Origin of the sequence: Halorhabdus sp. SVX81 (genome assembly GCF_029207715.1) — an archaeon.
Classification (GTDB): domain Archaea; phylum Halobacteriota; class Halobacteria; order Halobacteriales; family Haloarculaceae; genus Halorhabdus.
The window spans coordinates 2,389,525-2,407,676 of record NZ_CP104322.1; the positions used below are offsets into that span (position 1 = coordinate 2,389,525).

General features: G+C 66.1%; 17 protein-coding genes. 9 read left to right on the forward strand and 8 right to left on the reverse strand.

The window, feature by feature from the left end:
• Positions 1-29 precede the first annotated feature (29 nt).
• The 6 genes from SVXhr_RS11985 to SVXhr_RS12010 all read right to left on the reverse strand — a co-directional run bounded on the left by SVXhr_RS11985 (position 30) and on the right by SVXhr_RS12010 (position 6,652).
• Positions 30-887 (reverse strand): ZIP family metal transporter, encoded by an 858-nt coding sequence (locus tag SVXhr_RS11985; RefSeq protein WP_275737428.1) that lies wholly within the window; start codon positions 885-887, stop codon positions 30-32.
• A gap of 124 nt (positions 888-1,011) precedes the next feature.
• A complete protein-coding gene (locus SVXhr_RS11990; protein WP_275737429.1) occupies positions 1,012-1,938 on the reverse strand; it encodes an ABC transporter ATP-binding protein in 927 nt (308 codons plus the stop codon).
• Positions 1,938-3,092 carry an iron ABC transporter permease gene (locus SVXhr_RS11995; protein ID WP_275737430.1) on the reverse strand — a complete coding sequence of 385 codons (1,155 nt, stop codon included), beginning with the start codon at positions 3,090-3,092 and terminating at the stop codon, positions 1,938-1,940. The genes SVXhr_RS11990 and SVXhr_RS11995 overlap by 1 nt, the downstream gene beginning before the upstream one ends.
• 2 nt (positions 3,093-3,094) lie before the next feature.
• Positions 3,095-4,114 carry an NAD(P)/FAD-dependent oxidoreductase gene (locus tag SVXhr_RS12000; protein WP_275737431.1) on the reverse strand — a complete coding sequence of 340 codons (1,020 nt, stop codon included), beginning with the start codon at positions 4,112-4,114 and terminating at the stop codon, positions 3,095-3,097.
• Between the two features lie 2 nt (positions 4,115-4,116).
• Positions 4,117-5,433, reverse strand: coding sequence for an ABC transporter substrate-binding protein (locus SVXhr_RS12005; RefSeq protein WP_275737432.1), 1,317 nt, complete (start codon positions 5,431-5,433; stop codon positions 4,117-4,119).
• A gap of 1 nt (position 5,434) precedes the next feature.
• Positions 5,435-6,652, reverse strand: coding sequence for an ABC transporter substrate-binding protein (locus SVXhr_RS12010; protein WP_275737433.1), 1,218 nt, complete (start codon positions 6,650-6,652; stop codon positions 5,435-5,437).
• A 266-nt stretch (positions 6,653-6,918) separates the two neighbouring features.
• Here SVXhr_RS12010 and SVXhr_RS12015 point away from each other — a divergent pair, with 266 nt between their 5' ends.
• Positions 6,919-7,968, forward strand: coding sequence for a zinc-binding dehydrogenase (locus SVXhr_RS12015; protein ID WP_345799489.1), 1,050 nt, complete (start codon positions 6,919-6,921; stop codon positions 7,966-7,968).
• Positions 7,969-8,038: 70 nt separating this feature from the next.
• Here the strand turns inward: SVXhr_RS12015 and SVXhr_RS12020 are convergent, their stop codons facing one another.
• Complete coding sequence (locus SVXhr_RS12020) at positions 8,039-9,184, reverse strand: PAS domain-containing sensor histidine kinase (RefSeq protein WP_275737435.1); 1,146 nt, start codon at positions 9,182-9,184, stop codon at positions 8,039-8,041.
• Positions 9,181-10,788, reverse strand: a complete 1,608-nt coding sequence (locus SVXhr_RS12025; RefSeq protein WP_275737436.1) for a methyl-accepting chemotaxis protein — start codon at positions 10,786-10,788, stop codon at positions 9,181-9,183. Before SVXhr_RS12025 ends, SVXhr_RS12020 begins: the two co-directional genes overlap by 4 nt.
• 230 nt (positions 10,789-11,018) lie before the next feature.
• On the opposite strand from SVXhr_RS12025, the gene rnz reads away from it, so the two are divergent.
• The 8 genes from rnz (at position 11,019) to SVXhr_RS12065 (ending at position 18,150) form a co-directional block, all read left to right on the forward strand.
• Entirely contained in the window at positions 11,019-11,951 is a 933-nt protein-coding gene (gene rnz, locus SVXhr_RS12030; RefSeq protein WP_275737437.1) for a ribonuclease Z, read from the forward strand.
• Between the two features lie 93 nt (positions 11,952-12,044).
• A complete protein-coding gene (locus SVXhr_RS12035; protein WP_275737438.1) occupies positions 12,045-13,196 on the forward strand; it encodes a HAMP domain-containing sensor histidine kinase in 1,152 nt (383 codons plus the stop codon).
• A gap of 102 nt (positions 13,197-13,298) precedes the next feature.
• Positions 13,299-13,688: a VOC family protein gene (locus SVXhr_RS12040; protein WP_275737439.1), complete on the forward strand. Its 390-nt coding sequence runs from the start codon at positions 13,299-13,301 to the stop codon at positions 13,686-13,688.
• Complete coding sequence (locus tag SVXhr_RS12045; protein ID WP_275737440.1) at positions 13,685-14,548, forward strand: polysaccharide deacetylase family protein; 864 nt, start codon at positions 13,685-13,687, stop codon at positions 14,546-14,548. Before SVXhr_RS12040 ends, SVXhr_RS12045 begins: the two co-directional genes overlap by 4 nt.
• Before the next feature lie 62 nt (positions 14,549-14,610).
• Complete coding sequence (locus SVXhr_RS12050; protein ID WP_275737441.1) at positions 14,611-14,901, forward strand: DUF433 domain-containing protein; 291 nt, start codon at positions 14,611-14,613, stop codon at positions 14,899-14,901.
• Positions 14,902-14,904: 3 nt separating this feature from the next.
• A complete protein-coding gene (locus tag SVXhr_RS12055) occupies positions 14,905-15,249 on the forward strand; it encodes a DUF5615 family PIN-like protein (RefSeq protein WP_275737442.1) in 345 nt (114 codons plus the stop codon).
• Between the two features lie 230 nt (positions 15,250-15,479).
• The gene (locus tag SVXhr_RS12060; RefSeq protein WP_275737443.1) at positions 15,480-17,459 is read left to right on the forward strand and encodes a DUF460 domain-containing protein; all 1,980 of its coding nucleotides are present in this window, start codon (positions 15,480-15,482) and stop codon (positions 17,457-17,459) included.
• A gap of 55 nt (positions 17,460-17,514) precedes the next feature.
• Positions 17,515-18,150, forward strand: coding sequence for an alpha/beta hydrolase (locus tag SVXhr_RS12065; protein ID WP_275737444.1), 636 nt, complete (start codon positions 17,515-17,517; stop codon positions 18,148-18,150).
• Positions 18,151-18,152: the final 2 nt, after the last annotated feature.

Consider the following 18,152-nt stretch of genomic DNA (forward strand, 5'->3'; position numbering starts at 1 on the left):
AGGGACACACGGCACCGCCGGGGTCCATATCACCCCAGCGCCACGTCCAGATACAACATCACGAGCACGCCGGCCATCGTCCCGAGCGTCGCGACGCGTTCGTTGCCACGAGTGTGAGTCTCGGGAACGATCTCGTCGCTGATGACGAACAACATCGCACCCGCCGCAAAGCCCATCGCGTAGGGAAGGAGAGGGGCAACGACAGTCACGGCGAGTGCGCCGAGAACGGCCAGCGGAATCTCGACGACGCCCGCTCGGATCCCGGCGACGGCGGCGTAGAGTCGCCGATCGAGACCGGCGTTGATGGCGGCGATCGAGACGGCGAGTCCTTCGGGGATATTCTGGATTCCGATCGCCAGCATGAGCGCCAGGGCAGCGCCGACGTCACCCGAGCCGAACCCGACGCCGACGGCGAGCCCCTCGGGAATGTTGTGCAGCGTGATCGCGAGGATGAACAGCACGACGCTCGCGACCCGTGGATCGTCGATCGGAAGCTGCTCGGACTGGCCGGCCGCGTCCGCCCGCTTGCGGCCCGTCAACAGGATGTGGGCGTGGGGGACCAGGGCGTCACCGCGATCCAGCACGAGGACGCCCAGTGCGATCCCGATCAGGACCGGGAGCGGCCGGAGCAACCCGTCGGCGGCGACACCCGGCACCAGGATCTCGGTCGCGTCGATGCCCGGGACGATCAGGCTGGTGAACGCCGCGGCCATCATCACGCCGGCGGCGAATCCCAGCGCGCCGTCCAGGGCACGTTCGCTCGGATCGCGCCAGACCAGGACGAGCGACGCGCCAAACAGGTTGAGCGCCGCGATGACGACACCGCCGATCAGCGCCTGGACGAGCCGGTTCTCGCCCACGAGATCGACGAAGAGACCAGTCACCATCGCCGATCGTTCCCAGGAGTGATCATCGTGTTAGCACTCGTCGGGTCGATATTTGAACCTTGTCCGTCGAGCGGACGTCGCTCCCAGAGAAGCCCGGACGCGGACAGTTTCGTCGATTCTGCAATCAGCCGTCACCGTCGTGCAGCGCCCGGAGCGGCGTCACCCGTGGACCGCTCTCGGTCACCGTGACCCGTGCCTCGACGCCGAACACCTCGGCCAGCAACCCCTCAGTGATCACCGCCTCGGGGGGGCCGCGATCGTAGACCGCCCCGTCCCGCAACGCGACGACGTGATCGGCGTACCGGGCCGCCTGCTCGATGTCGTGAAGCACGATCCCGACCGTGACCTCCCGCTCGTCGCGGAGTCGCTCGACGATCCCCATCACCTCCAGCTGGTGGTGCATATCCAGAAACGTCGTCGGCTCGTCAAGCAGGAGAACGTCGGTCCCCTGGGCCAGCGCCATCGCGATCCAGACGAGTTGTTGCTGGCCGCCGCTGAGGCTGCCGACCTCGCGGTCACGCAGGTGGCCGACCCCCGCCAGGTCGATCGCCTCGTCGATCGCTTCCCTGTCAGCCTCCGTGAGCGACTCGAAGAACCCCCGGTGTGGATACCGCCCGTGCCCCACCAGGTCCGCAACCGAGAGGCTGTCGGGTGCGACGTTCTCCTGAGACAGCAGTCCGAGCTTGCGGGCGAGTTCCTTCGCCTCCAGCGTGTGGACGTCCGTCCCATCGAGCAGAACGGTCCCGTCGTCGATGGAGAGCTGGTCGGCGAGGCCGGAAAGCAGCGTACTCTTGCCGCTGCCGTTCGGGCCGATCAGCGCCGTCACCTGCCCGGGCGGGAGTCTGATCGTCACGTCGTTGATCACTGGCTCTTCGCTCCCGGGATAGCCGGCGACGACGTCCTTGCCGAGGAACTCGCTGGCGTCGGGGGAAGGGTCGCCGTGATCAGCGTCGTTCTCACCGGTGGCGTCCCCGGCAATTTCGCCGGTGGTTCCGGAGGGTGGCTGTATCGCCTGGCTTCCGCCATCCGTCTGTGGTGTGTCTTCGTCCATCAGATCTCACCCATCGATTCCTGTCTGCGCATCAGATACAGAAAATACGGCCCGCCGACGAGCCCGGTCACGATCCCGACAGGGATCTGGACCGGCAGGGCGAGTCTGGCCCCGACATCGGCGGCGACCATCAGCGCCGGGCCGACGAACAGACAGCCGATCATCAGCTTCCGGTAGTCGCTACCGACGATGTTGCGCACCATGTGCGGGACGATCAACCCGACGAACCCAACGATACCCGCGACGGCGATGCTTCCGGCGGCCGCGAGGACGGCCACGCCCGAGAGCGCAAAGCGGACGCGTTCGACGCGCATGCCCAGCGAACTTGCGGTCCGCTCGCCGAGCAGGAGGACGTTCAGCTGTCGAGCACTGAGGACGGCAAGTACCAGCGCCAGCACCGACCATGGCAGGACCATCCGGACCTGCTCCCACTCAGTGCCAGTCAGCGAGCCAGTGATCCACGCGATCGCCGACTGGACGATCCCGAGATCGTCAGCGAAGAAGAACATGGCCCGCTGGAGGCTGCCAAAGACCGTGCTGACGATCACGCCCGCAAGCACCAGCCGGACCGGCGAGGTGCCGTTCTTCCAGGCGATGGCATAGACGATCACGAACGCGAGGACGCCCCCGACCGCGGCGAACACCGGCAACAGCATCGACGTGCTAACCGACAACTCGGCGACGATAAGGGGGACGACGATCGTCACACCCGGGATCGCCACGAGCGTCAGGAGGATCGCGAGCCCGGCTCCCGAGGAGACCCCAAGGATGAACGGACTCGCGAGTTCGTTGCGGGTCACGGCCTGGAAGATCGCCCCCGAGACGGCCAGATTCATCCCGACGAAGACGGCGACGATCACCCGCGGGATCCGCATGTTCCAGACGATCAGGCTCTGGTTCGAGAGTTCGGGCAACTCGCCGCCCAGCAGGAACCCCTGCCAGGCCTGCAGGCTGAACAGCACGTTCGGATCCGAGACGGCCGCCCAGGCCTCCCCCCAGGTCATCGCGAAGTCCCCGTAGCGGATCTGGACGAACCCGGCGACCAGCACCACGACGACGCTCGCGAGACAGAGCGAAAGCAATGCGCTGTCGACGCGATCGAGCCACCCCAAGCGCGAGGCGACCCGGTCGCGCGTCGTCGGTTCGCCCGCCATGGTCAGGTGTCCACCTCCAGGGTGTCCCGGTCGGCCGCGATCTCCGCGGCGCGTTCGAGGACGAGTTCGTCCTCGAGGTGCTCGAGCAACCGCCGCTGGCCGCGGTCGGCCGTCGATTCGATCTCCGCCTCGGAGCGATACGCCGCGAGTCGACGGTCGATCTCCCGTTCGCGGAGTGCGACGTAGCGGCGGCGATCCACCTCGCGATCGGCGGGCCACCGGTCGGCGAACACCCCTCGCCAGGTCTCGCGCTCGCCCCACTTGTCTTCGCGCGATGACTCGGGGCGGACCCAGTCGTAGTAGGGGGCGAGCGCGGGCGGGTACCCCTGATCGCGGCGGACGGCCTCGACGACTTCGATCCCGACACGCGCGCCGCGACCGGCGGCCACGATCGCCTGTCGATCCGCCGCTCTCGAAGGCGAGGCGATATATAGGCCGTCGACGGGTGTCCCGCCGTCACGATCGGGATACGAGCGGTCGAGTCTGGTCCGGCCGTCGGCCCCGTCGAGCGTCTCGAAGGCGTCGTCTTCCAGAACAGGCCGGAGATATTCCCCGCCGTAGCGTGTCGCCGCGACGACCCGGTCGGCGGTGTGGGTGTTTCCAGCCGCCGTCTCGACGACGAATCCGGAGTCATCCGAGCGGTGTTCGACACGTTCGTCCGGGCGATCGATCCGTTCGACCAGTTCCGGGACGACGTCACAGCCGGCTTCGGTGGCGTGGTCCTCGAACAGTGTCGACAGTGTCTCCACGCCGATGCTGACCGGGAATCCGGGGTAGTTCTCGACGACGGCGCACTGCTGGAGGGATGAGCGCCCGCGGTCGCAGACGAGCGTGTCCAGCCCGTACCGGGCCGTGAACACGCCGGCCGAACAGCCGGCAGGGCCGCCGCCGACGACGATCACGTCGTAGTCCGTGGCCGCCGTGCCACCTTCTCCGGCGTGACCGGCGCTCGTCGTGTTCGCGTGCCCGCGCCCGTCGCGTTCGGTACTCGTCGCGTGACTCGATTCCTCGTGGTCGGTCATCGCTATCGGTCTCCGGTGATCGTCCCAGCGACGCGATCGTGATCGAACAGCTGTTCGTCGGCCGAGAGGTCCGGATACGGACCGGACTCGTAACGTGGCCACGCACCGAACTGCTCGGGATAGAGCTGTTTTGCGCCCATCTCCAGTTGGAAGAGATTCATGAGGGGGCCCTGATGTCTCCCACCCTGGGCGTAGATCCGGTCGTTCTGGACGGCGCTAACCGCACTGGCGACGGGATCCTCGGCGAGGGCCTCCCGGATCGCAGGCATGTCGTGGTCGTCGACGATCCCGCCGAGGATCACGAGGACATCCGGATCGGCTTCGAGCAGTTCCTCGTAGTCGATCTGGGTGCCGCTGCCGACGGCGTCGTCGTCGGCGAAGGCATCGACCGCGCCGAGCGGCCGGGTATGGGCAGCGTGATAGCCCGGGCCGTTCACGTCGTAGACCCACATCGTGTCGTTGCTCGTCGAGGGGAGGACCATCGTGACCGTCGGCCGCTCCGATTCCGGCGGGAGTCCGTCCCGAATCGTCGCCACCAGCGACTCGTGCTCGCGTCGAAGGGCCTCGTAGCGCTCTTGTTCCCGAAGGACCGAGGCAACGTGCCCGAAGGTCTCCCAGAGCGTGTAATACTCGTAGCTGTCGGCGTAGGCTTCGGGTGGTGTGGCGTGTTCGGCGCTGAACTTGTTGCCGAACCACGGCGCGACGCGTTCTGCGACCTCCTCGACATCCGCGCGCTCCCACTTGCCCATCGTGACCACGTGAGCGGGATCGGCGAGGTGAACGTCGCTGTCGAGGTCGTAGAGTTTCTCCTTGCTCGGGTTCCAGGAGTCATAGCAGTCGCTCCAGTCGACGGAGACGCCATCGAGTGGCGCGGTGATGGCGTCCATCAGCGAGTTCGTGTACTCGACGGCGTAGACGGCGTTGACATCGTCGCCCCGACCGAGGGCCAGCGCCATCTCAGCGTAGGGATTCATGATCGTGAAGATGTCCTCGGGGGTCTCCTCGAAGGGCACTTCTCCCATGGGGGCCATCGAGACAGAATATCCGCCTGCATCTTCGTCACCGTCCTGCTGGTCCGTCTGTGTCGCGGTTTCGTCGGTCGGTGTCGTCGATTCGGTCGGCGTGGCGGTCGCCGTCGGATCTACCTGGCTGTCGGTCCCCGTGGGTGTCTCCCCTGCCGGTGTCTCGGTCCCGTCCCCGTCACCCAGACAGCCGGCCAGCAAGCCACTGCCCAGAAGCGCCGTTCCGCTGGCGAGCCACGCGCGTCGAGTCAGTCCGGCGTCCCCATCTTCGTCCGCCGGGAATCGGTCGTCGGACATTTCAGAACTCCCCATTGACGACATCGGCAACGCGTTCACGGTCGAACAGTTCCGCCTCGACGCCGTAGAGGTGGCGGGCGGTCCGCTCGGTCAGGACCATGTTCGTGATCGGCCCCTGGTAGAGCCCGCCGGCACGGTAGACATCGCCGTTGTCGACGGCGGTGAGTGCGCTCGCCGTCGCGTGCTCCTCCAGGGAGGCGACCACAGTGTCCTCGAACGCGGATTCCGAGAGATCCTCGTATCCACGTAGGAGGAGGACTTCGGGGTCGACATCGAGCAGGGTTTCGAGATCGATCGCCGCGCGACTCCCGTGGAAGTCCTTGATGTCGGTGCTCGCCAGGGCGTCCCTGACCTTGAGGTCGTGGAGGTGCTTGAACCCGGTACCCTCGCCGATGACGTAGGGGTAGAACTCCACGGGCTGGTCGCCGACGCCCCAGAGGACGGCGACTTCCGGGCGCTCGCCCTGACCGGGGACAACCGGCGCGAGGTTGGACTGAAAGTCGTCGTGGATCGCCTCGAAAGCCTCGAAGTACTCGGTGCGCTGGAAGACCTGCGCCAGCTTCTCGAAGGCCTCATAGAGCGTGTAGTAACGGTAGTCGGAATGCCAGGGATAATGCTGGGCGTAAATACAGTTGCCAAAGAAGGGGCCGACGTCGCGTTCGATCGCGGCGATGTCCTCGTCGTCCCACCCGCTGAAGCGGTTCATCAGGAAATTCGGGTCGATGATGTGGACGTCGGCATCGAGGGCGTAGAACCGTTCCTGGCTGACGCTGTCCTGGTAGAGTGAGACCATCTCGCTCTTGTCGACCGAGACGCCCGGAATCGCGTCGTAGTAGTCGGTGTGATATCGGTTCGTCAGCCAGACGGCCTTCGGGGGTTCCAGGCCAAGCGCGATTCCCATGTCCGCCCAGCTGCCGTTGTTCGCGACCCAGGTCTCAGGGACCCCCTCGAAAGAGACCTCGCCGACCGGTACGAGCGAGACGGAATACGACTCGGACGGCGACTCACTGGCAGCAGGCGTGTCCGTTGCCGTGGTGTCAGTCTCCGTTGGCGTGTCTGTCGGTGTTTGGGTCGCCGTGTTTGTCGGCGTAGCACCTTCAGAAGTATCGTCGTTCGTGCCCAGACAACCGGCGAGCAGACCACCGGCGATCGCCGCGCCACTGTACTGCAACAAACGTCGTCGAGTCGGCGTTCGGTCTCCGTCGTGTTCGGGCTGCATATGAATTAGGGCAGCCTAAAAACATAAGACACTTTCGAAAATTTTGGCTCGCCTAAAACCCGAGTGAATGATCAGTACAGACGATCACAACGGCTATCACTGTCCAATCCAGGTGACGCGAAAACGGGGAACTGCGTGGCCACTGAGCCCCCCTACCGGCTGATTCGACGAGATCGGGGCCACTGATCGATGGCTGGACGTAACTGGCATCGCTCCGCCCAGCCATAGATTGATTAGCTATCCCTTCTAATCGATCATGAGGAAGCATGAAAGCATTTGTTATGAGCGAAATCGGCGAGACGGCGATCATCGAGAAGGAACGGCCCGAACCCGGTCCCCGGGACGCGATCCTCGAACCCACGGAAGGACTGATCTGTACCTCCGATTGCCACACGGTCCACGGTGCGATCGGCGAGCGTGAGGATCTGACACTCGGTCACGAGGTGGTCGGCGTCGTCGACGAGGTCGGCAGCGAGGTCGAGCACTTCGAGGCAGGCGACCGCGTCGCCGTCGGCGCGATCACGCCCGACTGGAACTCCCTGGCCGCCCAGGACGGCCATCCTTCCCAATCGAACCAGGCACTCGGCGGGTGGAAGTTCGCCAACGTCAAGGACGGCACCTTCGCCGAGTACGTCCACATCAACGACGCCGACGGGAACATGGCGAAAATCCCCGAGGGCGTCAGCGATCACGAGGCGGCCTACGTCGCGGACATGCTTTCGACTGGCTTTGCGGGCGCAGAGCGCGGCGACATCCCGATGGGCGGGACCGTCGCTGTCTTCGCCCAGGGCCCCGTCGGCCTCATGGCGACGAAAGGGGCCGAACTGCAGGGTGCCGGGCGGATCATCGCTGTCGAGACCGTGCCCGAGCGCAAGGAACTCGCCCGCGAGTACGGCGCGACCGACATCGTCGACTTCGGCGAGGTCGACGCCGCCGAGGAGATCATGGACCTGACCGACGGCGAGGGCGTCGACGTCGCCATCGAGGCCCTGGGAGCCGACGAGACATTCCAGGACTGTATCAAAGTCACCAAGCCCGGCGGCACGGTCTCGAACGTCGGGTATCACGGCGACGGCGAGTTCCGCCACATCCCGCGGGCGGAATGGGGCGTCGGCATGAGCGAGATCGACATCGTCAACGACCTCTGTCCGGGCGGTCGCCTGCGCATCCAGCGCCTGCTGCGCTTGCTCGACCAGGGCAAGGTCGACCCGACGAAGATGACCACCCACGAGTTCGAGTTCGACGATATTCAGGAGGCCTTCGAGATGATGGAGACGAAGGAAGACGGGATGATCAAGCCGCTGATCCACTTCTAGGCCGGTTCGACGGCCTTCGTCGTGGGGATCACCCGTCCGAGATCGTTCAATTTCGGCGTCGTGAATCACGTCACTCGGCATCGGGGAGGATGACCGACACTGTGGTTCGATCACCCCGTCGTTCGTAGCCGAGTTCGCCGCCGTAGCTTTCGACCAGCCATTTCGCCAGCCACAGCCCCAGTCCGCTGCTGTGTGAAAGCTGGGAGATCGGCCGGTCGTCGAAGACGGCCGCCCGGGCGAACTCAGGAATACCCGGTCCGTGGTCGGTGATCGTCGCAACGGCCTGCTCGCCGTCATCGTGGGCCGCGATCCGGATGGTCGAGCGTGATTCGGACCGTGGGCGCGTGACAGTCGGCGGTGTGGGATTGTGCTCAACGGCATCCTGACGAGCCTGCGAGTCAGGGGTCGTGGAACCGTGTTCCACGGCGTCCTCCGGAGCCTGCGACGGAGGGCTTGTCGAGCCATGCTCGACAGCGTTTTCGACGAGCGCGTCGAGCGCCTCGAAGAGACGGCGATCGCCAGTGACGGGGAGTGTCTCGGGGAGATCCGTCTCGAAGGCAACCGCCTCCGCTGACGCGGCGTGTCGATCGACGACGTTCCGGAGTGTGCTCGCCAGGTCGACTGTGGATCGGTCGGGCGACCCGTCGCCGAGGATGTCCCTGACGCGTCCCGCCGCCGCGCTCAACTCCTCCAGATCGTCGGCGGCGGCCCGGATGCGCGTGAGGTGGGCTCGCAGATCGTCGTCCTCGATCACATCGAGAAGCGCATCCGTCGACAGCAGGATCTGTGAGAGATCGTTCCGGAGGTTGTGTCGGAGGACCCGATGGAGGACCTCGTGATGGCGCTGCTGGCGGTTTCGGTCGGTGATATCGGTGTAAATCGCCAAGCCGTGACTGCCCCCCTCGTGCTCGAAGGGGACGCCGCGGTACCGAAACTCCCGCAGGCCGTCGGCGGTCTGGCGGGTGACCGTCGCCCAGTTGGCCTCGCCCTCGGCAGTCCGCTGATCGAAGGTCGCGGCCTCGCCCGTTCGGTGGGTTGGAACGATGAAGTCGTTGAGCGACTCGCCGACGATCGTCGCGCGGTCGTACCCGAAGGTTTCGACGAATCCGGGATTGACCGTCCGGACGACGGGGACGTTCTCGACCATCTCGATCTCGGCGACGGCGTCCTCCGTGAGTTCGAACAGGAGCCCGTATCGATCGGGCGCGTCGGTCATGCGCTCGGGGGCGTCGTATCATTCGTTCGGGGCACGACCGCGACCGATCCCGGGCGATCACCGGTCCGGAGCGCACCCCGAACCGGCGTGTCGGCGGTGGGATCGGTGTCGACGGTCAGGACGCGACGATCGCCGGACGCGTCGAGGGTGAACGCCTGATCGGCGGCCCCGACGTAAAACGAGGCGACCGACGCCGCCACAGCCCCGCGATCGACGACGTTGAGGACCGTGTCGGTGGCCTCGAAGATCCCCTCGTCGTTCTCGAAGCGGGCCGCGCGGGCGGCCTCCTCGCCCAGTGTCGCGATCTCGCCGGCGATGTTACCGACGATCAGCAGTGGCTGCTCGCGCCGCCGGTCGGTCTCGCGGTTGACCGCGCCGAGCGACCGGGCCCCAAGATCGAAGACGTTCGTGTCGGACTGCCAGGTGTCGAACGCATCGAGAACGAACAGCCGATCGTTCGCCAATGTCGCCGAAAGGGAGAGGTCCCGATGGGCGAGCGCACCATCGAGCGTCTCACGATCGAGCCCGGGCGGCGGCGTCACCGAGACGGCGTTGCCGGTGGCGACCGCCCCGGCGACGAGCCCCGCGATCAGGTCGGCGATCGCCACATCCGAATACTGGAGGACGACCTGCCCGCCCTCGATCAGCCCGCCAGTGAGATCGTCGAGTCCGTCGAGCCCCGTCGAGATACGCGCGTGGTCCCGGTCGGTCGTGACGCCCGAAAGCGCATCGCCGACTTCCCCGAGCATCGTCGTCTGTTCGGCCCGGCTCTCCCGGATCGAGGAAATATTGCCCCGGATCGACTGTGCACGGTCGGCGACGTCTTCGGCCGTCGTCGCGATCTGCTCGCTGGAGGCGGCCAGATCGTCAGTCGCCGTCGAAACGGACTGGACATCCTGGGCGGTCCGGTCGACGGAATCCGAGACAGCCTCGAAGCGCTCGACGGCGGTCCGAACCGACGAGACCCCGGTCTCGATCTCCTCGACAGTCGTTTCCAGGGCGTCGACGGTCTCGTCCGTCGCAGTTCGCACTTCAGTCAGGCTCGTTTCGATGGCGTCGGCCTGCTCGCGTGATTCCGCGGCCAGGCCCTTGATCTCCTCGGCGACGACGGCGAACCCGTCCGCCGAGTCGTCGTCGGCGCGTGCGGCCTCGATCGAGGCGTTCAGCGCCAGCATGTTCGTCTGCTCGGCGACGTCGTCGATGCCGGCGACTGCCTCCTCGATGGCCGCGATGCGATCCTCGAGCCGGCGCACCTTCGCGGCCAGGTCCGAGCTGGTCTCCCGGACGCTCCGCACGACAGCCATCGCTTCCGTGGCAGCGTCGTGTCCCTCAGCGGCACGCTCACGAGCGTCGGAACTCTGTCGGGCAACCTCGTCTGCGGTCGCCGCGACTTCCTCGATGGTCGCACTCAGCTCCGAGACCGCCTCGACAGTGCTCGCCGCCTCCTCGGCCTGTGTGGCGGCGCTCTCGTCGATCGAGGAGAGTTGCTCGTCGACATCGGCCGACGTGGCTCGAAGCACCTCGATCGCCCCCTGGGCCGTCGCGATCGGGCGGTCGTTCGTCCGGTCCGATCCGTCGGTCGTGCTGTCCGCCGTCCCCCTCATGCAAACCCCTCGTCCAGTTCGGTTCTCGTTCCGTTCGGTTCGTCCAACTGAGACATCGTTACAGCACACATTCGCACACTGAATCGGGACGAACCGGGAATAGTTGAAACTGCGCGGGCGCGTCAAATCTTGCCCGGCCGGCCGGGGAAACTCCACAGGTCGACAGTTTCCGACCGGCCGACCGGGTCGTTCCGAAGGGCGTTTATCCCTCGCCCGGCGACCGGAAGACAATGCGCGTGACGTTTCTCGGGACGAGCGGCGCGGTGCCGACGACCGAACGCAACCCTTCGGGAGTGATGGTCCGCCGGGAGGGCGAGCGACTGCTCTTTGACTGCGGCGAGGGGACCCAGCGCCAGATGATGCATTTCGGGACGGGCTTCGACGTTGCGCACATCTTCGTCTCGCACATGCACGGCGATCACGTGCTGGGCATCCCCGGCTTGTTGCAGACGATGGACTTCAACGACCGCGAGGACCCGCTGGCGATCCACGCGCCACACGGGACCCGGTCTCGGCTGGAGGAGCTTATCTCGGCGACCGGCGATCGGCCGTCCTATCCCCTCCGAATTACCCAGAACGGCCCAGGTGACGTGGTGCTCGACGCCGAGGGCTACGAGGTCCGCACGATCGAGACCGAACACCGGACCCAGTCGCTCGGCTTCGCACTGGTCGAAGACGACCGGACGGGACGTTTCGACCGGGAAACGGCCGAGAACGAACTCGGGATCGAGCCCGGACCGAAGTACTCGAAACTCCACGCGGGGGAGCCAGTCGAACACGACGGGCGAACGATCCAGCCCGAGGAGGTCGTCGGCCCGCCGCGGCCGGGTCGGACGGTCGTCTACAGCGGCGATACTCGCCCCGTCGAGGCGGTCCGCCGAGCCAGCGAGGACGCCGACCTGTTGATCCACGACGCGACCTTCGCCGACGACCGGGCCGAGCGCGCCCGGGGGACCGGCCACTCGACGGCGCGGGAAGCCGGATCGCTGGCAGCCGAAGCCGGCGCGAAGCGACTCGCGCTGACGCACATCTCGACGCGATACGCCGGACAGGCCGACCGACTCGAAGCGGAGGCCCGCGAGGCGTTCGGCGACGCCGCCTTCGTCGCAAGTGACGGCCAGGCGGTCGATGTCCCGTACCCGGATGACACACGAGACGAGTGACATCCCGGACAATGTCCGAGACGGGGAGTAAGATGTTCACACGGTCTCACGGATCACAGAACAATTACACCACCGTATCCACAGACTAGGGCAATGGCAAAACAGCGGGCCGACGCCGCCGTCGCGAGGGCGCTCGGTTCGATCTCGCCGTGGGGCGTTCGCCTCGCCTGTGGTGGCGTTATCGCGGCGGCAGGACTGGCGGGCATTCTCGTCCCGCTGGTCCGTCTGTTCGCCACGCCCGGCGGTGTTTCCGGTCCGGTCGTGGGTGTGCTCGTCCCGGCCGTGTTCGGTCTTGTCGTTCTCGCCAGTGGCTACTGGCTCGGGGGGAGCGACCTCGACGGATCGCTGGCTGCTGCGGTCATGGTATGGTGGTTCCTGGGGACTGCCTTCGGTGCGTTCACGGCACTCGGCCTCGTCGGCTATCAGATGGCGGCGGGCCTCGGTGTGGCCGACGCGGCGATCGTGCTCAGCGGGATCGCCTCTATCGGCGGCGTCGGTGGCCTGCTCGTCGGTCACTACGACGCCCGGAGTCAGCGTCGCCGACGCGAACTCGAACGCGAACACGAGCGGCTCGCCGACGAACGCCAGAAGCTCGCGCTCCTCAACCGGATCGTCCGCCACGACATCGGCAACGACCTCCAGATCATCAGCGGCATGAGCAGCCACCTCGAAGCGTACGTCGATCCCGATGGCCGTGAGCATCTCGATCGGGTACAGCGGACCACGGAAGAGGCCATCCAGTTGACCGAACAGGTTCGGGCGTTCGTGGCGTCGCTCGACGAGAACGAACCTTCCGAACGCCGCCGAATCTCCCTCAAGCGCGTGCTTGACACCCAGATCGAAAACACCCGGGAAGTCTACCGGGAAGCGACAGTCACCCTTGCGGGCGAGGTTCCGGACGTCGCGATCCACGCCGACGAACTCCTCTCGACGCTCTTTCACAATCTGCTCTCGAACGCAGTCGAACACAACGACCGGGACAGTCCGTCCGTCGAACTGTCGGTCGAACGCGACGCCGAAACGGTCGCCGTCTCGGTGGCCGACGACGGCCCGGGCATCCCCACCCAGGAGCGTGAGCGCCTCCAGGCCGTCGACACCAGTCCGGATCCAGCAGGCGAGTCAGGGCTCGGGTTGTACATCGTCGGCATGCTCGTCGATCGCTACGGCGGGACGATCTCGATCGACGACCGGGAGTCCCGTGGGACAGTTGTCACGGTCAACCTGCCGATCGCCGACGCCGAATAGCACCCCTCGACATCACGCTCGGGACGCCGACGGCAAGTTGCCAGCCCCCGACGCGAACCGACACCCGTTACTGTCATCTGTGCCGGCGTGGAATGAAACGGCATGGAGCTTTCACACGTCGCGATATGGGTGACCGACCTCGACCGATCCCTCGACTTCTACGAGGCACTCGGTTTCGAGCGATCGTGGTCGTTCACCGCAGACGGCGTCGAGAACGTCTACGTTAGCGGTGACGGTGGCGAACTCCAGTTGCGTCACGATCCCGACCGGACGACGCCGATCGCACCGACGCGGGCCGACACCGACCACGTCGCGCTGGGTGTCGAGGACGAAGCTGCTGTCGAGGCGGCTGTCGAGCGGAGCCGCGACGCTGGCGGCTCGGTCATCGACGGCCCACACGTCGTCGAACCGGCCGACGCCTACGCCGCCTTCGTCGAAGACCCCGACGGCTACACCCTCGAGTTCGTCACATCGCTGGAGGGAGACCAATGACTGATCCGCGCCTCGCGCTCGTCTTCGACGACGGGTATCGCAGCGACTTCGACATGCTTCGACCGGCACTCGCGGACCTCGACGCCCCCATGACGCTGGCGATCGTCCCCGGGTGGCTCGGCGGCGAGGACCACATCACAGCCGACGAACTCGCGACGCTCGCCGCCGAGGGCCACGAGGTCCTCTCACACGGCCGCCGTCACCGCTACCTGGGAACCCATCGGGTAACGGCCGACGCGTCGGCTGGCGACCGTCGAGTTACCCTGGACAACCACGTCTTCCCCGATGACGACCACGGCGTCTACGTCGGCGACACCTACGAGATCACCAATGGCGAAGACGCCGAAACGCTGACCCTTGCCGAGAAATTGGGCACCGACGACGAACCGATCATGGAATTCGAGACGGCGATTTCGGGCGATTACACCGCCGGCGAAGCGGTCGTCCGCCCGACGATGGCGACCATCGAGGACGAGATCGTCGGCGTCCGCGAGGCGTTCGACGACCTGGGCTTCGATCCGACGGGCTTCGTCTTCCCGTATGACGCCACTGACCCGCGAGCTTGGGACGTCGCGAGCGAGGAATACGACACCATCGCGAACGCCGGAGTCAGGTCGCTGCCGAACCCAGCAGGGACGCTTCCGACGAACTGGCGGCGGTACTACCTCCAGACGAGCCATCAGACCCGGCCGGAACTCACGGCGTACCTCGATACGCTCGCCGAGCAGGGCGGCGTGGGGATTCTCGCGGGCCACAGCGACTGGGAGTCCGTCCCCGAGGAACGCGTGATCTGGACCGTCGAGGCCGCCCGCGAGCGTGGGATCGAAGTGACGACGCTCCACGAGGCAGCCGAGCGCTAAACGAAGCACTACCGTCTCACTTCGGCGAGGTTTCAAGACCCAGGAGCGCCTATTCCTCTGTAATGGCGACCCAGCAGTATCGAATCGTTTCCGCCGAGGACTCGGAGATCCACGGGGAGCCCCACATCGAGGGGAGCCGCGTTACTGTCCGAGATGTACACGCACGCGTCGAACAGCGCGGACTCGCCCCCGAACGAGTCGCCGAGCGGTACAACCTGGACATCGCAGACGTCTACGAGGCACTCGCGTATTATCACACCAATCCCGAGGAGATGCGACGGGTCGAGAAACGCCACGACCGAGCCGCCGCCGAGGCCAGAGAACGGTCGTCGCTCACGCCACCCGACAGCTGACCGATGGCGTATCGGCTCATCCTCGACGAGAACGTCGAGCACGAGGTGGCCCATCGGCTCGAGAACTACGGCCACGACGTCGAGCACGTCGATTTCGTACCCGAGCTCGGGAAGGGGACTGCCGACCAGCCGATCGCGCGGTATTCACTCGACACCGATCGCGTGATCGTGACGTACGACGACGACTTCGTCCTCGAGGTGGACGAAGGCCAGTATCGGGCGGTGTTGTATTTCGACGACGCGGCGCTGTCCGTCGAGCAGGTCTCGGACATCATCCACACTGTTTCTCGGAACTACCCACAGGAAGCGTTGCAGGGCCTCGAGTACGTCGGCGAAGAATGGCTCTGAGCGACGGCCCAGTCACCTCTCAGCGCGAATGGAATACGCTCCGTCCGTGAAAACCGTCTCTGTATATTTGACTCAGCCTGCCCGAGTCGCGCCCTGTGTCTCCCATGAGAGGACTGACTGTTGCAGATCTTGCGAAATCAACGTGCCTCGTTCCCGACAATCGGCATCATGAGGAAATTTTGCGCCGGCGGCGTCATGGGTTTATACTGCTGAGACACCTAGGTGCCACCGTGCAACGGACGGCTGCCCTGGACGACGTGATCTTCGGCGTGGACGTCCAGAGCGGGGACGTGCGGGGGGATGCGCCCTCCTACGCGCTGGTCATCTTCGACGGCGAGAGCATCGACCGGGACGTGGTGAGCCGCCGGAAACTCCGGCGACTCATCGACGACCGCGAGCCGGCGATCGTCGCCACGGACAACATGTACGAACTCGCCGCGGACAAGGACGCACTCGTCCACTTCCTCCGGGAGTTACCCGATGGAACACGTCTCGTGCAGGTGACCGGCGACGAACAGCCCGAACCGCTCTCCCGTGTCGCCTCCCGCCACGGTGTGGCCTACGGCAAGGACCCGATGAAGGAGGCCGAGGCGGCCGCCCGACTCGCGGCCGGCAACGTCGGCTACGCGGTGTCGGCGTTCTCCGAAACGACCGAGGTGAAGGTCTCCCGCGGCCGCTCGACCGGCGGCGGTGGGGGCTGGAGCGAGGACCGCTTCACCCGGCGGATTCACGGTTCGGTCAAGAAGCTCGCCCGCGAGGTCGAACGCGAACTCGAGGCCGCGAATCTCGAATACGACCGCGATGTAACCGAGAAGTACGGCGGCTTCTCGAACGCGGTCTTCGAGGTCGAGGCCCCACCGGAAGACATCCCCGTCTCGCGGGAACGGTCGGGCGACACCAGGATCGAGATCGAGCGCGAGCGCTTAGAGGGCATCGAGTTCGAGCCCCTGGCCCACCGGCGCGATCACGTCGTCGTCGGCGTCGACCCGGGGACGACCACCGCGGTCGCCGTCGTCGGACTCGACGGCGAGGTCCTTGAGGTCCACTCGACCCGGACCGCGGACACCGCCGCAGTCATCGAGTGGATCATCGAACGCGGGCGACCGATCGTCGTCGCCGCGGACGTCACGCCGATGCCCGAGACCGTCGAGAAACTCCGCCGGAGTTTCGACGCCGCCGCCTGGACGCCCGACAGCGACCTCCCCGTCGACGAGAAACTCCACCGAACCCGCGAAGCGGCCACCGACAACGACCACGAGCGCGACGCGCTGGCGGCCGCCCTCGAAGCCTACGACGATCACGCGGACCAGTTCGAGCGAGTCGCCGCGAAAGTCCCACCGCGCGAAGAGGTCGGCCCCGTGCTGGCTCGCGTGGTCGCCGGCGAGGAATCAGTCGAGAGCGTGCTGGACGATCTCGCGGACGAGGAGAGCGAACCCGCCGAAACCACCGAACACACGCCACGCGACCTCACCGCCGAGGAGAAACAGATCAAGCGGCTCCAGGACCGGGTCGACCGACTCGAGTCCCACGTCGCGGATCTCAACGAGACGATCGAAACGAAAGACGAGACGATCAGCGACCTCCGGGACAAACTCGAATCGGCCCGCAGCGAGCAGCGGGCGGAGACCCGCAAACGGCGGGAAGTGACCCGCCTCGAACGCGAGAACGACCGGCTCGAACGCGAACTACAGAGCGAGCGTGAGCGAGTCGAGGACCTGGAGGGCAAGCTCGAACGGCTGAAAGCGCTCTGGAAGCTCGACCACTCCAATTTCGCCGAGGTCGAGGAGACCAAGGAGGGGCTCGTCCCCGTGAAGGTCGTCGAGAAGTTCACGACCGCGGCGATCGAGGACGCCGACGACCGCTTCGGACTCGCGGAGGGAGACATCATCCTCTTCCGAGACGCGACGGGCGCGGGCCGCTCGACGGCCGAGCGACTGGCTGATCTCGACCCGAAGCTCGTCCTCCGAACGGGTGGTCTCTCGGACGTCTCCGACGAAGTGCTCTTCGAGGAGGACGTCCCGGTCGCGCCGGCCGACAGCGTCACCGTCCAGGAAGTGGACGAACTCGCCGTCGCCCGCGAGCGCGAAGTCGAGGCCGCTATCGAGGAGTGGCGCGAGTACGCGAGCGACCGCGAGAAGGCCCGGACCGCGGAGATGGTCGACGCGCTGATCAGCGAACACCGGGCGTCGGGCCACGGCGGCAGCGTGTGAAGGTGTCGTCCGGGCGAACGTTTTTGTCCCCCGAAGTCCCGGTCGATATCGAGAGATGTCCCAGGACGTCACGCTGGCAGTCGGCGACAGCACGTATCCCGGACGACTGAACACGCCCGAGGAGCCTTCAGATCGCGGGATACTGATCGTTCCCGGCGCGGGACACGGGCCGTTCGGCGACGTGTTCCTCCGTTTTGCCCGGAGAGCAGCCGAGGACGGACACTACGTTGCCCGATTCGAGACGTGGATATCCCCCAACGACCTGGAGGCTAAAACCGACGAAGACTTCCGGGCGGAACTGGCGGCCGGCGTCGAGTTCCTTCGTTCGCGGGGCTGTTCGACGATCACGGTCGTCGCCAAGAGTTTCGGCGGCCGAGTGGCTCTAGAGCACCTGCCGGACGGCGTCGATCGGCTGGTACTGTGGGCTCCCGCAGTCCTGGCCGAAAACGCCGAGAACGTCCCCGAAGACGCCTGGGATCACCTGCCAGCCGTGACTCCCGGCGAATTCGGCGTCGACGTTCCGACTCGGATCCTCCAGGGTGACGACGACGGCATCCCCGTCGACAGTGCCGAGCGGATCGCCGAAGGATTGCCAGACGGCGAACTCGTGGTCCTCCCCGACGAGGATCACTCGTTTTTGCGTAACTATACACGCGTCATCGAGGAGACGGTAGCGTTCTTGCCGGAGTGACG

Excerpts from the sequence above, each read along its gene's own strand:
- SVXhr_RS12015 (WP_345799489.1), top strand. The coding sequence starts at position 6,919 with ATGAAAGCATTTGTTATGAGCGAAATCGGCGAGACGGCGATCATCGAG.
- SVXhr_RS12040 (WP_275737439.1), top strand. The coding sequence starts at position 13,299 with ATGGAGCTTTCACACGTCGCGATATGGGTGACCGACCTCGACCGATCC.
- SVXhr_RS12035 (WP_275737438.1), top strand. The coding sequence starts at position 12,045 with ATGGCAAAACAGCGGGCCGACGCCGCCGTCGCGAGGGCGCTCGGTTCG.
- SVXhr_RS12010 (WP_275737433.1), bottom strand. The coding sequence starts at position 6,652 with ATGCAGCCCGAACACGACGGAGACCGAACGCCGACTCGACGACGTTTG.
- SVXhr_RS12065 (WP_275737444.1), top strand. The coding sequence starts at position 17,515 with ATGTCCCAGGACGTCACGCTGGCAGTCGGCGACAGCACGTATCCCGGA.
- SVXhr_RS12025 (WP_275737436.1), bottom strand. The coding sequence starts at position 10,788 with ATGAGGGGGACGGCGGACAGCACGACCGACGGATCGGACCGGACGAAC.
- SVXhr_RS12005 (WP_275737432.1), bottom strand. The coding sequence starts at position 5,433 with ATGTCCGACGACCGATTCCCGGCGGACGAAGATGGGGACGCCGGACTG.
- rnz (WP_275737437.1), top strand. The coding sequence starts at position 11,019 with ATGCGCGTGACGTTTCTCGGGACGAGCGGCGCGGTGCCGACGACCGAA.
- SVXhr_RS12045 (WP_275737440.1), top strand. The coding sequence starts at position 13,685 with ATGACTGATCCGCGCCTCGCGCTCGTCTTCGACGACGGGTATCGCAGC.
- SVXhr_RS11985 (WP_275737428.1), bottom strand. The coding sequence starts at position 887 with ATGGTGACTGGTCTCTTCGTCGATCTCGTGGGCGAGAACCGGCTCGTC.
- SVXhr_RS11990 (WP_275737429.1), bottom strand. The coding sequence starts at position 1,938 with ATGGACGAAGACACACCACAGACGGATGGCGGAAGCCAGGCGATACAG.
- SVXhr_RS12050 (WP_275737441.1), top strand. The coding sequence starts at position 14,611 with ATGGCGACCCAGCAGTATCGAATCGTTTCCGCCGAGGACTCGGAGATC.
- SVXhr_RS11995 (WP_275737430.1), bottom strand. The coding sequence starts at position 3,092 with ATGGCGGGCGAACCGACGACGCGCGACCGGGTCGCCTCGCGCTTGGGG.
- SVXhr_RS12055 (WP_275737442.1), top strand. The coding sequence starts at position 14,905 with ATGGCGTATCGGCTCATCCTCGACGAGAACGTCGAGCACGAGGTGGCC.
- SVXhr_RS12020 (WP_275737435.1), bottom strand. The coding sequence starts at position 9,184 with ATGACCGACGCGCCCGATCGATACGGGCTCCTGTTCGAACTCACGGAG.
- SVXhr_RS12000 (WP_275737431.1), bottom strand. The coding sequence starts at position 4,114 with ATGACCGACCACGAGGAATCGAGTCACGCGACGAGTACCGAACGCGAC.